Here is a 17,521-nt window from a genome sequence, read left to right on the forward strand (position 1 = left end):
CCAGCCGACGTTAGGCCACGCCGTCGACGAGCAGCAACCGTCGCCGCAGCGCGGTCTTGCTCAGCTCGAGTGCTTCGGCGTACTCGGCGGAGGCGTACCAGCGTTCGGCCGTCTCACGGTCCGGGAACTCGACGAGGACGACGCGCTTGCGCTCGTCGAAGTCGCCTTCGAGGGCATCCGGCGCCGCGCCGCGGACGATGTAGCGCCCCTGGTACCCCGTGATCGACGCTTGGGCGAGTTCACGGTAGCGCTGGGCTGCGGTTTCATCGAGGATCTCGACCTCGGAGATGACGTAGACGCTCACGGTTCCGAGGGTGGCAGAACTCCGGAGCCGTCACCTGGTGCTGTCACTACCCGGATTTCCGCCGGCGGCGGGAACTCGACGGGGGTCTCGTCGGCCACGCTCCAGTATTCGAGGCCGGACAAGCGGCCTTCGTCGACGAACAGGATGAGCCCGCCGTCCGCCACGTCGACGTCCACGGCCACCCGGCTCTCGACGTCGGCCACCGTCACGGTTTCGTCGACGGCGAGGTCGATCGTGGGACAGCCGCACGGGCAGCGGCCGGTCACCTCGGCCGTGCGCGCTTGGGCACGAAGTGCCGCGGCACCGGGAAAGTCCGTAGCCAGCAGCAGGTCCAGGACCGCTCTCTCGCGCGGAGTGAGCGGCCGGCGTTCGGCGGTCAATAGCGTGGCATGTTCGGGATCGCCTTCTCGGCGACCTCGATGAGGGCTTCGACCTTCGCCACGTCGGCCGTCACGTCCTCCGCGGTCACCGAGGGCGCCTCCGAAGACCGGTAGGCGACTTCGTTGCGCCGGACCCGCATCCGGTTGAAGGGCCGCAAAACCGGCCCCAGCGGCGGATCCAGCTGCGCGAGGACCGCCTCGTAGACGGTGACGTGCCCACCCCGGCTCGTCACCCGCAGGCCCTGGTTCTGCAGGACGGCGGCCAGCGCACGCCGTGCGCTGTCGTAGGCCAGCGTGTAGGCGCCTTCCGGGTCCGTGTCCTGCAGCTGCCGCGCCGACGCGAGGTGCGTGCGGGCCCTGACGAGCTCGGCCTCGGCCGCCTCCCGCGACGCCGGAACGTGCTCGATGGCGCCGCGCGCGAGGAACGCGTCGATCCGTTCGCGGCCTTGGTTCCACTGCGGCATCAGGTCTCCTGGCTGAGTTTCACCAGCGGACGCTCACGCACGCTGGTGAGGAACGGATCGGTGGTGCTCGCCGCCCACGACTCGGGCGAGACCCGGTGGACGTTGACCTCGCGCCCCAGCCGCCGTGACACCTGTTCCGCCGAGTCGAAGAGCGCGTCCGGATCGGGCGACCCGACCACGAGGACATCGACGTCACCGGGCGGAAGACCGGGTTCACCGTTGTAGCGCGCGGCCCAGGAGCCGTAGATGTAGGCCTCGCGCACGCCGGCCAGCCCGGACAGGGCCTCGGCGAGCAGCGGCATCGGCCCGAAGGTGACGGCGATGAGCTCGCTCAGGGGCGGGTAGAGCGGGGTGTCGGTGCGCGCCTTGACGAGCCGGCTGCGGCCCACCCGCCGGTCTTCCAGGATCCCGCCACCGGTCAGCCGCTCGACTTCACGCAAGACGGCGGTGGGCGTGACACCGCAGGCCTCGGCGAGCTCGGTGATGCTGTACTCGCGATCCGGGTGCAGGAGCACGAGCGCGAGCAGCTCACCCTGCATGCGCGAACGCAGCAGGGGCAGCAAGCTCGGCGAAGCTTTCATTGGACGCAGTATATCCTGCGCCCAATGAAAGTAACAACCAGCAACAAGCCGCTACTCGGCCAACGCGAGGTCGGCGATGACCAGCAGGCACTCGTAGTACGGCCGGCCCGCAGCGGGGAACTCCGGCAGCGACGACCTCAGCCCGTCCGCGGCACGCGCGAAGGACACCCGCGCGCCCGGTGGCAGTGATCCCGCCCGGCTCGCCCACCCGCAGATGTCGGCGTCGATCATCACGGCGCACACGGACCCGTAGACCTCACCTCGCCTGACCGCCGACGGAAACGGCGCGGCGAGGTGCTCCTCGAGGACGGCAGCCAGGTCGCTCATCACCCGGCCAACCTACGACCTAGGGCCGCGGCGGATCTAGACGTTGAAGCGGAACTCCACCACGTCGCCGTCCGCCATGGTGTAGTCCTTGCCCTCCATGCGGACCTTGCCCGCGGCCCGCGCCGCCGCCATCGAGCCGGCGTCCATCAGGTCGGCGTACGAGACGATCTCCGCCTTGATGAAGCCGCGCTCGAAGTCCGTGTGGATGACGCCCGCGGCCTGCGGGGCGGTCGCGCCCTGCGGGATCGTCCAGGCGCGCGACTCCTTGGGGCCCGCGGTCAGGTACGTCTGCAGGCCGAGCGTGTGGAACCCGGCGCGGGCCAGCGAGTACAGGCCCGGCTCCGGCTGGCCGACCGACTCGAGCAGCTCGCGCACGGACTCCTCGTCGTCCAGCTCCAGCAGCTCCTGCTCGACCTTCGCGTCGAGGAACACCGCGTCGGCCGGCGCGACCAGCTTCGTCAGCTCCTCGCGGCGGGCTTCGTCGGTGAGGACGCCTTCGTCGGCGTTGAAGACGTACAGGAACGGCTTCGTCGTCAGGAGGCTGTGCTCGCGAAGCAGTTCGAGGTCGACGTCCTTCTGCGCGGAGAAGAGCGTGCGGCCGCTGTCGAGGATCTCCTTCGCCTTCTGCGCGGCCTCGAGCGCGGGCTTCGCTTCCTTCTTGGTCCGCGCTTCCTTCTCCAGACGCCAGACGGCCTTCTCGAGCGTCTGCAGGTCGGCCAGGATCAGCTCGGTGTTGATCGTCTCGATGTCGCTCAGCGGGTCGATCTTGCCGTCGACGTGGATCACGTCCGGGTCGTCGAACACGCGGATGACCTGGCAGATCGCGTTGGCCTCGCGGATGTTCGCGAGGAACTTGTTGCCCAGCCCGGCGCCCTCGGAGGCCCCCTTCACGATGCCCGCGATGTCCACAAAGGACACCACCGCCGGCACGGTCTTCTCCGACTTGAACAGCTCGGCGAGCTTGTCCAGCCGCGGGTCCGGCAGCGGGACCACGCCGACGTTCGGCTCGATCGTCGCGAACGGGTAGTTCGCGGCGAGCACGTCGTTGCGGGTCAGCGCGTTGAACAGGGTGGACTTGCCGACGTTGGGCAGACCGACGATACCGAGGGTGAGGCTCACGACCCCGAAGTCTACGTGGCCGGTCCGCGGCGGCCGCCAGGGCTCACGACCAGGCCGGACGCCGTGTCGGATTCCCGCCAGCCGCGGCGCTGACCTGCTGGCAGGGTGGGATTCATGGTTCCGAACACGGCGGTCGCCGAGGCCCCGGCGCTCTGGCGCGACGCCGAGCGCTGCTACCGCGTGGTCACCGCCCGCGACCCACGCTTCGACGGCCAGTTCATCATGGCGGTCCGCACCACCGGCATCTACTGCCGCCCGTCGTGCCCGGCGTCGACGCCGAAGGAGCAGAACGTCCGCTTCTACCCGACGTCGGCGGCCGCGCAGGCCAACGGCTTCCGCGCCTGCCGCCGCTGCTTCCCCGACGCCGTGCCCGGGTCGCCGGACTGGAACCTGCGCGCCGACCTGGCGGCGCGGGCGATGCGCCTGATCTCCGACGGGACGGTCGAACGCGAAGGCGTCCCGGGCCTCGCACGGCGGCTCGGCTACTCCGAGCGTCAGCTGGGCCGCGTGCTCACCGCCGAGCTGGGCGCCGGCCCGCTCGCGCTCGCCCGGGCGCACCGCGCGCATTCGGCGCGGCTGCTCATCGAGATGTCCGAGCTGCCGCTGACCGACGTCGCGTTCGCGGCGGGCTTCTCCAGCGTGCGGCAGTTCAACGAGACGATCCGCGAAGTGTTCGCGACAACGCCTTCGCAGCTTCGCGCCTTCGCTGCTTCGCGGCGTAGACGTCAGGGAGACGTAGGTGGGACGCGGCTCAGCCTGCGACTGCCGTTCAGACCGCCTTTCGACGCCTTCGGGCTGCTTCGCTTCTTCGCGGACCAGGCGGTGCCAGGCGTCGAAGACGTCACCGACGGCACGTACACCCGCACGCTGCGCCTCGCGCACGGCACCGGCGTCGTGCGGCTGACGCCGGAGCCGGACCACGTGCGCTGCGAGCTGCACCTCGCCGACCTGCGCGATCTCAGCAGCGCGGTCAGCCGCGTCCGCAGGCTGCTGGACCTCGACGCCGACCCGGCGGCGGTCACGCGCGTCCTCGGCGCCGACCCCGCGCTGGCGTCGATCGTCGAGGCGGTGCCGGGAATCCGCGTCCCGGGCGCGGTCGACGGCGAGGAGCTGCTGCTGCGCGCTCTGCTCGGCCGGGATCTACCGGCCGCCCTCGGCGAGGAGGTGTCCGGCGAAGCGGGAGTGACGAGGCTGTTCCCGACGGCGGCCCGGGTCGCGACGGCGGGACCGCCGTCGGTACGGGGTGTCGCGGCGGCGCTGGCCGAGGGCCGGTTGGAGGTGCACGTCGGCCGCGACGCGGCAGACCTGCGGGCGGAGCTGCTCGCGTGCCCGGGGATCGACGCGTGGACGGCGGACTACGTGCTGATGCGCGTCCTCGGCGCGCCGGACGTCCTGCTGACCGACGACGCCGCGTTGCAGCGCGGGGCGACGGCGCTCGGCATCACGGACCTCGCGGACCGGTCCCGGCAGTGGACGCCGTGGTGCTCCTACGCCGGGATGTACCTGCGGCGCGCCGATCCGGCGGGGCCGGAACCTGTCGCGAACAGCTGCTAGCCCTGCTCGCCCCGCCACAGCAGAGCCTGAGCCACGATCACCTGGTCGCCGTCGAAGGTGGCTGCCGGTGAGCCGTGTAGGTGGTAGCCCAGTTCCAGAGCCTCGCTCACCCGGTGGCAGAACTTCGCGTCGTCCGGGCCGGTGAGCAGGCGGTAGCGGGGCAGGCCCTCGGGCGGCTGGTCCGTCATGGCTTCATCTTGGCCGAGTGCTCAGCCCGCGCGCACCTCCACTGTCGAGCCCGTGCGGGCCTTGCGGACCCGTAGCCGCGTCGGGATGCGCTGTCGCAACTCCTCGACGTGCGACACCAGCCCGACCACCCGGCCGCCGGCGCGGAGCTCGTCCAGGATGTTCATCACCACGTCCAGAGTCTCGGCGTCGAGCGTGCCGAACCCCTCGTCGACGAACAGCGTGTCCAGCAGCGCGCCGCCGGTCTCGCCCGCGACGACGTCCGCCAGCCCCAGCGCCAGCGCCAGTGACGCCAGGAACGACTCGCCGCCGGACAGCGTCTTCGCCGGGCGGATGGTGCCCGAGTAGTCGTCCAGCACGTCGATGCCGAGGCCGCCGCGGGTGCCGCGCGCGCCGGCCGCGTCCGAGTGCACGAACGCGTAGCGCCCCTGGCTCATCGTGCGCAGCCGGTGCGTGGCGGCGACCGCCACCTCCTCCAGCCGCGCCGCCAGCACGTACGAGCGCAGCGACATCTTCCGGCTGTTCTGCCCGCGCCCGTTGACGACGTCCGCCAGCGCGCGCAGCTCCGCGAACTCCGCTTCGGCCGGCGCCAGCCCGGCGAGCGTCTTGCGCAGCAGCCCCGCCAGCCGGGTCAGCTCTTCGTGCTGGGCGGCCGCGACGCGCAGCGCCGCGTACGCCGAGTCGGCGCGCGCCCGCGCCAGCTGGGCCGCGTCGGCCGCGCGGCCGACGTCCGCGACGTCGTCCGGCGAGATGCCGAACAGGTCGGGCTCGGCCAGCAGCGCCCGCGCGCCCGCCGCGGTCGCTTCCGCCTCGGCGATGCCCTGTTCCAGCTTTTCGATCTGCTCGTCCGGCAGCATCGCCGAGCGCGCCTTCTTCAGCGACGTGAAGCCCTTGGCCGCGACCGCCGCGTCGACCAGCGTGCGTTGCTGCGCGACCCGTTCCCGGGCGCCGGTGACCGCCGTCCGCGCCTCCGCGACGGCTTCGAGCGCCTCGGCCAGCCCGATCAGGTGCGTCCGCCGGACTCCGACGTCCGCGAACTCGCCGCGCCCGGCGACCAAGCGGCGTTCGCGCTCGGCCAGCCGTTCTTCCAGGGCCCGGACGTCGGCCGTGGCCTCGGCCACCGCCTGCTCGGCCCGGCGACGCCGTTCCGTGCGCAGCTCCAGGTCCCGCTCCAGCAGCACGACCTGCTGACCGAGCTTCGCCTTCGCTGCCGCCTGCTGGGTCAGCGTGGCGACGGTGGCGCGAGCTTCGGACAGCTCGGCCGTGACGGTCTCGGCGGTCCGCCCGGCCAGCCGCTCGACCAGCCCCGCCAGCCGCGCCTTCGCCTCTTCCAGCGCGGTGACGACCCGCTGCCGCAGCACGTCCGCCGCCTGCTCGGCTTCCTCGGCGGCCCGTTCTTCGGCCGGGTCGACGAGGATCGCGTCCCGGTTGGCCGGCGCCGGGTGCTCCGCGGAGCCGCAGACCGGGCAGGGCGCGCCGTCGGGCAGCGCGGCGGCGAGTTCGGCCGCCATGCCGTCGAGCCGCCGCTCGCGCAGGTCGAGCCGCCGTTGCCGGGCCGCTTGGTGCGTGTCCACGACTTCGCGCAGTTTCGCCTCGCCGCGCCCGACCTTCGCCTGCGCCTCGGGCAGTTCGGCGGTGTCACGCGCGACGGCCCTCAGCTCGTCGACGCGGGCACGCGCCCCGTCGAGCTTGGCGCCGGCTTCGGCGGCGGCCTGGGCGTCGGCCCGCAATTTCGCCAGCTGGCCGGGGATCGCGGCCAGCTCGGCGGTCAGTTCTTCCGCCTGCTTCGCGGCTGTGACGGACGACAGTTTCAGGTCGTCGCGCCGCATGGTGTCGAGCTGCTGCTGCTCGGCCTCGGCGACCAGTTCCGCGACCGCGCCCGCCTCTTCGCGCGCTGTCGCCGCCCGCGCCTTCAGGTCGCCGGTCGCGCGGGTGCCGAACTCCCGCAGCTCCGCGCCGCAGGCCTTCTCCGCCTGCTCGGCGTCGGTCAGCTCCGCGGCCCGCCGGTCCAGCAGGTCCGCTTCGACGGCCACGCCGGCTGCCCGCCGCGCCGCCGCGACCTCCTGGGCCCACTCGGCGCGCTGCGGTGCCTGCTCGGTGACCTCGAGCAGCCGCAGGTGCGCGGTGCTGACCCGGCGGATCTTCTCCGCGTCGGCGCGCTCTTCCTGCAGGTGCACGTCTGCCCGCTGCGCCGCGGCTCGCGCCCGCTCCTCCTCGGCCGTGACCTGCCCGACGCGTTCGGTGGCCGCCGCCAGCACCGCGTCCACCCACTCCGCGGGCTCCGATTCGGGCGGGTCCTGCTGCGCCTCCTGCGCGTACCGCGCCAGCAGTTCGCGCACGGACTGCTGCCGCGTCTCCAGCTCCCGGCCGCGCTCGGCCCGCAGGTCCGCGAACCAGCGTTCGACGTCGGCGAAGCGCTCGGTACCGAACAGCCGCTCCAGCAGCTTCTCGCGCTCGGAGGTGTCCGACCGCAGGAAGCGGGCGAACTCGCCCTGCGGCAGCAGCACCACCTGGAAGAACTGGGCCGCGGTCATGCCGAGCAGCCGCTCGACCGTGCGCGCGACCTCCTCGATCCGGATCAGGCCCTCCGGCGCCATCCCGCCCGGCGCGGTGCCGATCCAGCTCAGCGACACCTTCGCCTGCTGCGTCGTCGTGCCCTCGCCGCGCCGCTTCGGCCGCTGGTACTCGGGGTTGCGCACGATCTTCAGCCGGTGCCCCTGCACGGTGAGCTCCAGCGCGACCTCGGTGACCTGATCCGGCACAGCCAGGTCGCAGCGCAGCCGCTTGGCCTCGTTGCGGGCACCCGGAACCACGCCGAACAACGCGAACGCGATGGCGTCGAGCAGCGTGGTCTTGCCCGCGCCGGTTTCGCCGTGGAGGAGGAAGAGCCCGTCCGCGCCGAGGACCTCGAAGTCGACCACCTGGCGCCCGAGGTACGGCCCGAAGGCCTCGACCTCCAGCCTGTGCAGCCTCATTTCGCGAGCGCCCCCCGGTCGGCCGCTTCCAGCGCGTGGAACAGAAGCTGCTCTTCGCGCTCGCTCGGCGGGGCGCCGCGGCAGTCGTCGAGGAAGCTGCGCGAGATCTCGATGTCCGAGCGGCCGCGGACGGCGTCGGAGTACCGCAGCGGGGCACCGGCGTACCCGCCTTCGGGCTCCCATTCCAGGTGGACGGCGTGCCGGAATCGCGTGCGCAGCCGCCGCATCGCGTCCACCGGGCGCACGCGATCGGTGACCGTGACCGACAGGAAGTGCTCGAGGACGGCGTCGTGTTCCGGAGCCACGAGCAGGTCTTCGAGTTCGCCGCGCAGGGTGGCCAGCGGCCGCGGCACCGGCAGCTCGTGCCGGCGGACTTCGGCCAGCCCGCCGGCGTCGAAGTCGACCAGCCAGACCGACTTCCGTTGCCGGGCCTCGGAAAACGAGTACGCCAGCGGGCTGCCGGAGTAGCGCAGGTGCTCGGCGAGGGTCTGCGGGCCGTGGAGGTGGCCGAGCGCGACGTAGTCGACGCCGTCGAAGACCGAGCCCGGCACCTGCTCGACGCCGCCGACCGCGATGGTCCGCTCCGAATCGGTCGGCTCGCCGCCGGTGACGAACGCGTGCGCGAGCACGACCGACCGCACGCCGGGGCGGCCGGCGAGGTCTTCGCGGATCCGGCGCATGGCCTCGGTGAGCACGCCCGTGTGCCCGCGCGCGTCCGGCACGCCCAGCGCGTGCCGCGACGGTTCCGGTTCCAGGTAAGGGATTCCGTAGCACGCGACCGGGCCGTGGTCGTCCCGCAGCAGCACCGGTTCGGCCAGGCCGCCGACGGTGGTGCGCAGGTGCAGCCCGCCCGCCGCGGCGAACTCGGCGAACGCGCCCAGCCGGGGCGCGGAGTCGTGGTTGCCGGGCGTGACGATCAGCTGCGCGCCGGCCGCGCGGATCCGGGCGACCGCCGCGGTGGCCACCCGCACGGCCTCGGCCGACGGCACCGCGCGGTCGTAGATGTCCCCCGCCACCAGGACGGCGTCGATCGCCTCGCCGGCCACGAGGTCGGCGAGGTGCCCGAGCACCGCTTCCTGTTCCGCCAGCAGGTCCGCACCGTGGAAGGTGCGGCCGACGTGCCAGTCGGACGTGTGCAGGAATCTCACGGGGCCAAGGTACGACCCGGCTCCGACGAAATCGCGGAGGCTCGCCGCCATCCCACTCGAACGTGTGTACGAGCACGACAGGGGCTTGATCGGACACGCCCTGCGCGAATGTGAAGTGTTCGCAGGTCAGCTACCCAGAGCGACGGGTCGGGTGCGTTTTTTGTCGGTGGGGTCCGCCATGATGTCTGCGCGGTCCGATCCAGGCGGCCCCGAGGGAGGAGATTCAGGTGGCGACAGTGCTGACCACGGCGGCGGTCGTGCTCGCGGTCCTGCTGCTGGTCGCGGTCGCCGTGCTGTGGCGGCTGTACAACGACGGCATGCGGCGGGCGGACGCCGCGGCCCGGCTGGTCGCGGCCGAGCGGGCGAAGGCGGATCAGCAGCAGCTCGCGCTGCGCCGGTACGAGGTCGCGTTCGCCTCGATCAGCGGGCGCGGTGAGCTGGGCGAGCAGGTACTGGTCGAAACGGCGCGGGCGCTCGGGCTCCGCGAGGACCTGCACTTCACCCTGCAGACCGACCTCGCGGGCGGCGGCGCGGCGAAACCGGACATGGTGCTGAGCGTCGGCGGCGGGCGCACGGTGCCGGTCGACGCCAAGGCGAGCATGGCGACCTGGGCCGAAGCGATCGAGACCGACAACCCGGAGGAACGGCTGGACGCGTTGCGCGCGCACGTCCGGCAGATCCGGTCCCGGGCGGCCGAGCTGGCCGGCAAGGGCTACCAACGCTGGGCGGACGCGATCTACGGCACGATCATGTTCGTCCCGTCCGACGCCGCCGTGATCGCGGCGCTGGACACCGACCCGGAACTGCTGCGCTGGCTGATCGACCGGCGGGTGTTCCTGTGCGGCCCGACCGGTTTCGGCGTGCTCGCGTCGGCGGCCCTGTTCGCGGCGAGCGACCGCACGCTGGAGGCCGACGTCGAGCAGGTGCGGGCCGGCGCGGCCGCGGCACACCGGGCCGCGGGCGGCGCGGTGGAGGCGCTCAACCTGTCCAGCACGCACCTGCAGCGGTTCATCTCGGCGAGGCGGCGGGAGCTGGAGGCACTGGAGACGTTCCGGGTGACGGTGGCTCCCCTGACGGACGCGTCGGGCAGCCCGGCCGCGGTGCCCCAGGTGCGGAAGGGAGACGAACTGGCGGCGAGCTGAGAGGACTGGACCACGGGCGGTCAGCTGACTCACGGTCACGGCGGGACGGCCTGCTCGGCCCGGCGAGACGCGTCCGAGAGGGCCGCGATCGCCTGATCGGCAGGGCGTGGCGAACGCTGCGAGAGTGGTGGCGAACCACCGGCGCGGTGCCGAGCGACTCGACGGGAGACGCCGGGAAACCGGGCTGTTCGACGGGTTCGCTGCGAGGTTCGACCCGCGCGCGCGGACCTGGACGGCGTCGGGGGCCTGACCCGGTGCGGTGCACGCGGCCTCGGACGAGTGTACCCGAGCGGTGGAGTCGTGGTGCCCGATGAGGCGATTTGCCACCTCGGCGAACGCCACCGGGACACGGCCATCCGGCCCACCCGGCGGACCGCTGTCCGGAAGGTGGCCGCGAGGTGACCGGAAACCGTCCTACCAGCGACGACGCGCTCAACGGCGCGTGACGGCCGGCACCGGTCGAGCACTCTGGAAGATGCCGATCGCGACCACCCGCGGTGGTTGCCCGCAGCCATTCGGCTCACGCCGCCGGGTGGCGGTACAACCAACTCTGCGGCGGTGCTAGCAAGATCTTCACAACCACGAGATACGGTGTTGTCTCGTGACCGCGATTCGCGATCGCCAGAGCGATCCAGATGCCGACGACGTCCCCGTGCCGTGGGACGAGCGTCCAGTCGTCGGTTCGAGGCGTGGACTCCCCTGGTGGGCGGCGGTCCTGGTCGGCCTCGGCCTGGCGATCGTCGGCGCCCTCGTCGGCAAGCCGAGCCAGGGCAGCATCCCCGCCATCTTCACGGTCTGTTACGTCCTGGGCGCGGTGATCGCGGTCGGCGCGGTGCGGCGCCGGGGCATCTTCGGGCCGATGGTGATGCCGCCGCTGGTGCTGGCCGTAACCGTGCCCAGCGTGATCCTGCTGACTTCCGGGTCGCAGGGCGACGACATGCTTTCGAAGGCGCTGAACATCGGCACCCCGCTGATCAACGCCTTCCCGATGATGGCGATCACCACCGGCGTCACGCTGCTGATCGGGTTCGTCCGGATCTTCCGCGAGAAGGACCCGGACGCCCCGGTGAAGGCCAAGAGCGGCAAGGCCGACCGCCGACGCGCGGACGAAGACGACGAGAAGCCCGCGGCTCGCGCCGCGGCGACGTCGGCGGGTGGGCGGCCGCGGCCGCCCGGCTCGAGCCGCACCGGTCAGACGCCGGTGCCGCAGGGTGCCCGTCGTGGCCGTGAAGGCGAACCGCCGCGCCGGCCGCGTCCGCCCGCGGAAGGCGAGCGTCGCACCCCTCGTGCGGCGGGCGCGCCCGCCGAGCGCGACCCGGGCACCCGCGGCACTCGCAAGCCCCCGCCGGCGAACCGCCGTCCCCGCCCGGAGGAGGCGGATCCCCGTCGCCGCGAGCCCCGGGGCGACGCACCTCGCCGCCGCCCGCGGCCTCCGGCCGAAGACGGCCGGGACACTCCGCCGCCCCGCCGTCCATCGTCGGGTGGGCGAGGAGCCCCGCCGCGGCGGAACCGTCCCTGGGACGACGAAGAACGCTGACGAACGCTTGAAGGCGGCCACTTCCCTCGGGAGGTGACCGCCTTCGGTGTTTCGGCGGTAAATCCTGTGAGAGCAGCAGGACTCACCCCGGAAAGCACTCGGCGGCGAGCCGAAACCCCGGCCCGCCGCCGAAAACGTGCAGCGAAACTCAGACCTTGCGAAGCTCCTTCGGCGGCGCGAAGGTGATCTTCTCGTTCGCCGTGGTCACTTCGTCGACGTCGCCGTAGCCGCGCTCCGACAGCCAGTCGAGGACCTCCATCACCAGCACGTCCGGGACCGACGCGCCGCTCGTGACGCCCACCGTGGTGACGCCCTCCAGCCAGGCTTCGTCGATCTCACGCGCGTAGTCGATCAGGTACGACGTGCGGGAGCCCGCCTTCAGGGCCACCTCGACCAGGCGCTTCGAGTTGGACGAGTTCGTCGAGCCGACCACCAGGACCAGGTCGCACTCGGCCGCCATCGCCTTGACCGCCACCTGGCGGTTCGTGGTGGCGTAACAGATGTCGTCGCTCGGCGGGTCCGCCAGACCGGGGAACCGCTCGCGGAGCTGGTCGACGCGCTCCATCGTCTCGTCGACCGAGAGGGTCGTCTGGGACAGCCAGATCACCTTCGACGGGTCGCGCACCTCGACCTTGTCGACGTCCTCGGCCTTGTCGACCAGCTGCACCTTGTCCGGCGCCTCGCCGGCCGTACCCTCGACCTCTTCGTGGCCTTCGTGGCCGATCAGGAGGATGTCGTAGTCGTCCTTGGCGAACCTGTTGACCTCCTTGTGCACCTTCGTCACCAGGGGGCAGGTCGCGTCGATCGTGCGCAGGTTCCGGTCGGCGGCTTCGGCGTGCACCATCGGCGAGACGCCGTGGGCGGAGAACACCACGAGCGCGCCCTCGGGCACCTCGGACGTCTCGTCGACGAAGATCGCGCCGCGCTCGCGCAGCGTCTCGACCACGTGGCGGTTGTGGACGATCTCCTTGCGCACGTACACCGGGGCGCCGTAGACCTCCAGGGCCTTCTCGACGGCGATCACCGCGCGGTCCACGCCGGCGCAGTAGCCACGCGGCTTCGCGAGCAGCACGCGCTTCTTGCCGGAGGCGGTTCCGGTGATCGTCGGGGTACCCGCGGGCTCGATTCCGGGACTCGCTGAACTCATGGCACCCAGGGTACGGGCAGTCCGCCGACGAACCCGCAGTCCCTTTCGGGTGAGCTTCGTCCCCCGGTCGTGCTGTGCGCGGGGTCACGCAACGCGCCCGAACATCACCTTCGGGTTGGGCAGGATGGCGTAAATACGGCAGGCTGGACGCATGAAGCCATTCCCGCTCCCCCTCCGGGTCGCCGCGGGCCTCGCCGTCAGCACCGCCGAGCGGGTTCGTGAGCTTCCCCGGCAGCTCGCCGGGCTCCCGGTGACCGTCGTCAGCCAGGTGCTGCAGGCCTCCATGCGGGTGCAGCAGCACGTCACCGAGCTGGCGATCAAGGGCGACAACGCCCTGTCGAACCTGCGGCCCGTCGAGGACACCCCCAGCTGGGCGACCTTCGACGAAGACGTCGAGGTTCCGCCCGTCCGGCCCAACCTCACGCCGGTCGCCGACGTGCCCGAACCCCGTTCGGAGGTCAACGGTCACGTTCCGTCACTTTCCGAACTCGAAGCGGAACTGGGCGATCCGTGGGCCGAGGAAGAGCGCGCGCTCGCCGAGGACCACGCCGACGGCGAGTTCGACGCGCCCGAAAGCGCGCCGGAGAAAGCCGCCAAGCCGAAGCCCGGCACGCCCAAGATCGACAAGAAGGCCAAGAGCGAAATCCCGAAGACCAGCGCCGGCGGGTATGAAGGTCCCGCCGGGCTGACCGGCTACGACCAGCTCACGCTGCCGCAGCTGCGGGCCCGGCTGCGCCAGTTCTCGATCCCGCAGCTCGAGACGATCCTCGAGTACGAGCGCGCCCACGCCGATCGCTCGTCGTTCACCGGGATGCTCAGCCGCCGGATCGCCAACGCGCGCAAGGCCGAAGAGACCGGCGACGGCACGGAAGGCCCGTGAGCACCGAACCCGCACAGGCCGCCCCGTCGAGCACCGCCGAAAACCCGTGGCCGGTCCGCACGGTCGCGCGCAAGATCGGCGACTGGGTCCACCGGCTCGGCGCCGTCTGGGTCGAAGGCCAGGTCACCCAGGTCAACTCCCGGCCGAACACGCAGACCGCGTTCCTGACGCTGCGCGACCCGTCCGCGGACGTCTCGATGTCGGTGACCTGCCCGAACTGGCTGATCCGCGAGATGGAGCCGCCGTTGCGCGAGGGCGCCAGCGTCCTCGTGCACGCGAAGCCGTCGTTCTTCTTCGGCCGCGGCACGATCAGCCTGCGCGCCGACGAGATCCGCGCGGTCGGCATCGGCGAGCTGCTCGCCCGGATCGAACGCCTGAAGAAGCTGCTGACCGCCGAAGGCCTCTTCTCCGCGCAGCGCAAGCGGCCGATCCCGTTCCTGCCGAAGGGCGTCGGGCTGATCACCGGGCGCGCGTCGGCGGCCGAGCGGGATGTACTGGCCAATGCGCAAAAACGCTGGCCGCACGTCCGGTTCAAGGTCGTCAACACCGCGGTGCAGGGCTCGCAGGCCGTGCCGCAGATCATGCGCGCGCTGCGGATCCACGACGCCGACCCGGACATCGACGTCATCGTCATCGCCCGCGGCGGCGGCAGCGTCGAAGACCTGCTGCCGTTCTCCGACGAGGCGCTCTGCCGCGCGGTGTCGGCCACCGGCACACCGGTCGTCAGCGCGATCGGGCACGAGCCCGACACCCCGTTGCTCGACTACGTCGCCGACCTGCGCTGCTCGACGCCGACCGACGCGAGCAAGCGGATCGTGCCGGACGTCCGCGAGGAGTCCGAGCGCGTCCGGCAGATGCGCGACCGCGGCCGCCGCGCGCTGCACGGCTGGGTCGACACCCAGACCCGGCTGCTGACGCAGCTGCGCAGCCGCCCGTCGCTGGCCGACCCGCTCGGCCCGGTCCAGCGACGCCAGGACGACGTCGACGTGCACCGCGAACGCGCGCGCCGCGCGATGCTGACGCTGCTCGCCAAGGACCAGGCCGAAATCGCCAGCGCGCGGGCCCGGCTCACCGCACTCGGCCCGGCCGCGACGCTCGAACGCGGTTACGCCGTCGTGCAGTTCCTCGACGCCGAAGGCAACCTCCAGGTGCTCCGCTCCGTCTCCGAAGTCGAGGCCGGTGCCCAGCTGCGCGTGCGCGTGGGCGACGGCGCGATCACGGCGGTGGCGGAAGGAGCACGGGAGTGAACCCACGGGCGGCGACGTTCCTCCCATTGACCATGGACGCGGCCCGGCGCCTGGGCGCGCGTCCCCTGCTGGACCAGGCGATACGCACCGACCGGGCGGCCGCCGAGTGCTGGACGGCGCTGCTCGCGGGCTGCGGCACCGCCGCCCGCCGCGACCTGGGCCCGCAGCTGCGGCGGCTGTCCGAGGCGACGTCGATGCAGGTCGGCTCGCGCTGGTGGTTCGCCGACGGCGCCGGGCACCGACTGCGGGTGGCCGGGGCGCAGGAGAACCTCGAAGAAGCGATCGCGGAGGGTGACGGGCAGGAGTTCGCCCTGGCGTTCGTCGGGTACGACCACGCGATGGCGAGCGCGGTAGTGTGCGCCAACAACCCATCCCGGAAGGTCGGAGAACGTCCAGCGTGAGCGAACCAGCCACTGAGGAACTCGGCTACGAGCAGGCCCGCGACCGCCTCGTCGAGGTCGTCCGCGAGCTCGAAGCCGGCGGGCTGTCGCTTGAGCAGTCGCTCGCGTTGTGGGAGAAGGGCGAGAAGCTCGCGAAGGTCTGCGAGCGGCACCTGGAGGGCGCGCGCGAGCGCATCGAAGCCGCCCTGGCGTCCGTCGAGGACGAGTCCGGCAACGGCCAGTGACGTTTGCCATGCCGCGCTTGGCTGGACCGACCCGCGGTATCTGAGAGACTGGGCGTCCGCCGAACTCCGCATTCCGGGAGGCCCGCATGACCAGCCCCAGCGCCCCACAACGTCGTGAAGCGCCCGACCGCAACCTCGCGATGGAGCTGGTCCGGGTGACCGAGGCCGCCGCCATGGCCGCAGGACGCTGGGTCGGCCGCGGCGACAAGATCGGCGGGGACGGCGCGGCCGTCGACGCGATGCGCCAGCTGGTGTCGACCGTGTCGATGCGCGGCGTCGTGGTGATCGGCGAGGGCGAGAAGGACGAAGCGCCCATGCTGTTCAACGGCGAAGAGGTCGGCAACGGCGACGGCCCGGACTGCGACGTCGCCGTCGACCCGGTCGACGGCACCACGCTGATGGCCAAGGGCATGCCCAACGCCCTCGCGGTGCTCGCGGTCGCCGAGCGCGGCGCGATGTTCGACCCGTCCGCGGTGTTCTACATGGAGAAGCTGGCCGTCGGGCCGGAGGCCGCGGGCAAGGTGGAGCTCGGCGCGCCGATCGCGGAGAACATCCGGCGCGTCGCCAAGGCGAAGAAGAGCAGCGTCGGCGACGTCACCGTCTGCGTCCTGGACCGCCCGCGCCACGAGCAGATCATCAAGGAGATCCGCGACGCCGGCGCGCGGATCCGCTTCATCTCCGACGGCGACGTCGCGGGCGCGATCGCCGCGGCCCGCCCGACCACCGGCGTCGACATGCTGATCGGCATCGGCGGCACCCCCGAGGGCATCATCGCGGCCTGCGCGATGAAGTGCCTCGGTGGCGAGCTGCAGGGCCGGCTGTGGCCGAAGGACGACGCCGAGCGCGAGAAGGCCATCGCCGCCGGCCACGACCTCGACCGCGTCCTGCTCAACGACGACCTCGTGCGCGGCGACAACGTCTTCTTCTGCGCCACCGGCGTCACCGACGGCGACCTGCTGCGCGGCGTCAACTACCGCGAGGGCGGCGCGACGACGCAGTCCATCGTGATGCGGTCCAAGTCCGGGACCGTCAGAATGATCGACGGCTACCACCGGCTCGACAAGCTCCGGGCGTACTCCTCGATCGACTTCGACGGCAACCTGAGCGCCGGCGACGACGACGTGGTGCCCCCGCTGCCGTAAAGGAGATTCGTGACCAGGCGACTGCTGGCACTGCTGACGGTCCTCGCGTTCGTCCTGGTCCCGGGCACCGCCGCGGCCGAACCCGGCATCGTCGGCGGCGGCGTCGCCGACCAGCCGTACCCGTTCGCGGTGTCGCTGCACTCGACGTCCGGGAAGCTCTTCTGCGCCGGCGCGCTGATCGCGCCGACATGGGTGGTCACGGCCGCGCACTGCGTCTTCGACAAGGCCCCGGCCGCGGTCACGCCGCGGGTGGGGTCGAACGACTCCGGGCAGGGCGGCGAGGTCGCGCAGACCGCCGAGGTCATCGTCAACCCGGCCTTCGACACGCAGAACCCGGCGGGCGACATCGCACTGCTGCGGCTCGCGACGCCGGTCAAGGCGGCGCCGATCGCGGTCGCGACGACGGCGTCACCGGGGACGGCGACCCGCATCCTCGGCTGGGGCCAGACCTGCCCGAAGGTCAACTGCGGTCAGATCCCGACGGCGCTGCAGCAGCTCGACACGCACATCGTCGAGGGCGCGAAGTGCACGTCGGTGTTCGATGGCACGGCCGAGCTGTGCACGGACAACCCGGGCGGCAAGGCCGGCGCGTGCTTCGGCGACTCCGGCGGCCCGGAGGTCGTGCGCGACGGCGAACACTGGCTGCTGGCCGGCGTCACGAGCCGCCCGGGCAACGACAACCCGGTGTGCGCGACGGCGCCGTCGATCTACACGTCCGTGGTCGCGTACGCGCCGTGGATCGCGGAGAAGACGAAGGCCTGAC

The 17,521-nt window shown here is 72.3% G+C and carries 19 protein-coding genes; 9 read left to right on the forward strand and 10 right to left on the reverse strand.

Going from position 1 to position 17,521, the window contains the following annotated elements:
- Positions 1-10: 10 nt before the first annotated feature.
- Genes OHS58_RS30110 through ychF form a run of 6 tightly spaced genes read right to left on the reverse strand, consistent with a single transcriptional unit; the run spans position 11 to position 3,175 of the window.
- The gene (locus tag OHS58_RS30110; protein WP_328644768.1) at positions 11-304 is read right to left on the reverse strand and encodes a DUF1330 domain-containing protein; all 294 of its coding nucleotides are present in this window, start codon (positions 302-304) and stop codon (positions 11-13) included.
- Positions 301-684, reverse strand: a complete 384-nt coding sequence (locus tag OHS58_RS30115) for a hypothetical protein (protein ID WP_328644769.1) — start codon at positions 682-684, stop codon at positions 301-303. Before OHS58_RS30115 ends, OHS58_RS30110 begins: the two co-directional genes overlap by 4 nt.
- Entirely contained in the window at positions 681-1,148 is a 468-nt protein-coding gene (locus OHS58_RS30120; RefSeq protein WP_326957909.1) for a hypothetical protein, read from the reverse strand. The genes OHS58_RS30115 and OHS58_RS30120 overlap by 4 nt, the downstream gene beginning before the upstream one ends.
- The gene (locus OHS58_RS30125) at positions 1,148-1,729 is read right to left on the reverse strand and encodes an ArsR family transcriptional regulator (protein ID WP_326957907.1); all 582 of its coding nucleotides are present in this window, start codon (positions 1,727-1,729) and stop codon (positions 1,148-1,150) included. Before OHS58_RS30125 ends, OHS58_RS30120 begins: the two co-directional genes overlap by 1 nt.
- 51 nt (positions 1,730-1,780) lie before the next feature.
- A complete protein-coding gene (locus OHS58_RS30130; protein WP_326944323.1) occupies positions 1,781-2,056 on the reverse strand; it encodes a hypothetical protein in 276 nt (91 codons plus the stop codon).
- A 36-nt stretch (positions 2,057-2,092) separates the two neighbouring features.
- Positions 2,093-3,175, reverse strand: coding sequence for a redox-regulated ATPase YchF (ychF, locus tag OHS58_RS30135; protein ID WP_326944324.1), 1,083 nt, complete (start codon positions 3,173-3,175; stop codon positions 2,093-2,095).
- A gap of 114 nt (positions 3,176-3,289) precedes the next feature.
- Here ychF and OHS58_RS30140 point away from each other — a divergent pair, with 114 nt between their 5' ends.
- The gene (locus OHS58_RS30140; RefSeq protein WP_442875477.1) at positions 3,290-4,729 is read left to right on the forward strand and encodes a DNA-3-methyladenine glycosylase 2 family protein; all 1,440 of its coding nucleotides are present in this window, start codon (positions 3,290-3,292) and stop codon (positions 4,727-4,729) included.
- On the opposite strand, the gene OHS58_RS30145 is transcribed toward OHS58_RS30140, so the two are convergent.
- Genes OHS58_RS30145 through OHS58_RS30155 form a run of 3 tightly spaced genes read right to left on the reverse strand, consistent with a single transcriptional unit; the run spans position 4,726 to position 9,038 of the window.
- Positions 4,726-4,917, reverse strand: a complete 192-nt coding sequence (locus tag OHS58_RS30145; protein WP_326957903.1) for a DUF1737 domain-containing protein — start codon at positions 4,915-4,917, stop codon at positions 4,726-4,728. The genes OHS58_RS30140 and OHS58_RS30145 overlap by 4 nt on opposite strands.
- Positions 4,918-4,938: 21 nt before the next feature.
- Positions 4,939-7,890 carry an SMC family ATPase gene (locus OHS58_RS30150; protein ID WP_328644770.1) on the reverse strand — a complete coding sequence of 984 codons (2,952 nt, stop codon included), beginning with the start codon at positions 7,888-7,890 and terminating at the stop codon, positions 4,939-4,941.
- Positions 7,887-9,038, reverse strand: coding sequence for an exonuclease SbcCD subunit D (locus OHS58_RS30155; protein WP_328644771.1), 1,152 nt, complete (start codon positions 9,036-9,038; stop codon positions 7,887-7,889). Before OHS58_RS30155 ends, OHS58_RS30150 begins: the two co-directional genes overlap by 4 nt.
- 227 nt (positions 9,039-9,265) lie before the next feature.
- Between OHS58_RS30155 and rmuC the strand changes: the two genes are divergently transcribed.
- Positions 9,266-10,180, forward strand: a complete 915-nt coding sequence (gene rmuC, locus OHS58_RS30160; protein ID WP_247057605.1) for a DNA recombination protein RmuC — start codon at positions 9,266-9,268, stop codon at positions 10,178-10,180.
- A 601-nt stretch (positions 10,181-10,781) separates the two neighbouring features.
- Positions 10,782-11,717, forward strand: coding sequence for a DUF6542 domain-containing protein (locus OHS58_RS30165; RefSeq protein WP_328644772.1), 936 nt, complete (start codon positions 10,782-10,784; stop codon positions 11,715-11,717).
- 148 nt (positions 11,718-11,865) lie between these two features.
- Here the strand turns inward: OHS58_RS30165 and OHS58_RS30170 are convergent, their stop codons facing one another.
- Positions 11,866-12,864: a 4-hydroxy-3-methylbut-2-enyl diphosphate reductase gene (locus OHS58_RS30170; protein ID WP_247057609.1), complete on the reverse strand. Its 999-nt coding sequence runs from the start codon at positions 12,862-12,864 to the stop codon at positions 11,866-11,868.
- A gap of 151 nt (positions 12,865-13,015) precedes the next feature.
- On the opposite strand from OHS58_RS30170, the gene OHS58_RS30175 reads away from it, so the two are divergent.
- From OHS58_RS30175 to OHS58_RS30200, 6 genes are all read left to right on the forward strand, one after another.
- The gene (locus OHS58_RS30175) at positions 13,016-13,744 is read left to right on the forward strand and encodes a lipid droplet-associated protein (protein ID WP_328644773.1); all 729 of its coding nucleotides are present in this window, start codon (positions 13,016-13,018) and stop codon (positions 13,742-13,744) included.
- Positions 13,741-14,991, forward strand: a complete 1,251-nt coding sequence (gene xseA / locus OHS58_RS30180) for an exodeoxyribonuclease VII large subunit (RefSeq protein ID WP_326944331.1) — start codon at positions 13,741-13,743, stop codon at positions 14,989-14,991. Before OHS58_RS30175 ends, xseA begins: the two co-directional genes overlap by 4 nt.
- Before the next feature lie 32 nt (positions 14,992-15,023).
- Positions 15,024-15,392, forward strand: coding sequence for a hypothetical protein (locus OHS58_RS30185; RefSeq protein ID WP_247063663.1), 369 nt, complete (start codon positions 15,024-15,026; stop codon positions 15,390-15,392).
- Positions 15,389-15,616 (forward strand): exodeoxyribonuclease VII small subunit, encoded by a 228-nt coding sequence (locus OHS58_RS30190; protein WP_328644774.1) that lies wholly within the window; start codon positions 15,389-15,391, stop codon positions 15,614-15,616. Before OHS58_RS30185 ends, OHS58_RS30190 begins: the two co-directional genes overlap by 4 nt.
- Positions 15,617-15,702: 86 nt before the next feature.
- The gene (glpX, locus tag OHS58_RS30195) at positions 15,703-16,758 is read left to right on the forward strand and encodes a class II fructose-bisphosphatase (RefSeq protein WP_247057616.1); all 1,056 of its coding nucleotides are present in this window, start codon (positions 15,703-15,705) and stop codon (positions 16,756-16,758) included.
- 9 nt (positions 16,759-16,767) lie between these two features.
- Positions 16,768-17,520, forward strand: coding sequence for a S1 family peptidase (locus tag OHS58_RS30200; RefSeq protein ID WP_328644775.1), 753 nt, complete (start codon positions 16,768-16,770; stop codon positions 17,518-17,520).
- The last annotated feature ends 1 nt before the right edge of the window (position 17,521 follow it).

The organism is Amycolatopsis sp. NBC_00348, from assembly GCF_036114655.1.
Lineage (GTDB): Bacteria > Actinomycetota > Actinomycetes > Mycobacteriales > Pseudonocardiaceae > Amycolatopsis.

Coding starts and splice junctions, on each gene's coding strand:
- OHS58_RS30120 (WP_326957909.1), bottom strand. CDS start 1,148: ATGCCGCAGTGGAACCAAGGCCGCGAACGGATCGACGCGTTCCTCGCG.
- OHS58_RS30125 (WP_326957907.1), bottom strand. CDS start 1,729: ATGAAAGCTTCGCCGAGCTTGCTGCCCCTGCTGCGTTCGCGCATGCAG.
- OHS58_RS30130 (WP_326944323.1), bottom strand. CDS start 2,056: ATGAGCGACCTGGCTGCCGTCCTCGAGGAGCACCTCGCCGCGCCGTTT.
- OHS58_RS30140 (WP_442875477.1), top strand. CDS start 3,290: ATGGTTCCGAACACGGCGGTCGCCGAGGCCCCGGCGCTCTGGCGCGAC.
- OHS58_RS30145 (WP_326957903.1), bottom strand. CDS start 4,917: ATGACGGACCAGCCGCCCGAGGGCCTGCCCCGCTACCGCCTGCTCACC.
- OHS58_RS30150 (WP_328644770.1), bottom strand. CDS start 7,890: ATGAGGCTGCACAGGCTGGAGGTCGAGGCCTTCGGGCCGTACCTCGGG.
- OHS58_RS30170 (WP_247057609.1), bottom strand. CDS start 12,864: ATGAGTTCAGCGAGTCCCGGAATCGAGCCCGCGGGTACCCCGACGATC.
- OHS58_RS30175 (WP_328644773.1), top strand. CDS start 13,016: ATGAAGCCATTCCCGCTCCCCCTCCGGGTCGCCGCGGGCCTCGCCGTC.
- OHS58_RS30185 (WP_247063663.1), top strand. CDS start 15,024: ATGGACGCGGCCCGGCGCCTGGGCGCGCGTCCCCTGCTGGACCAGGCG.
- glpX (WP_247057616.1), top strand. CDS start 15,703: ATGACCAGCCCCAGCGCCCCACAACGTCGTGAAGCGCCCGACCGCAAC.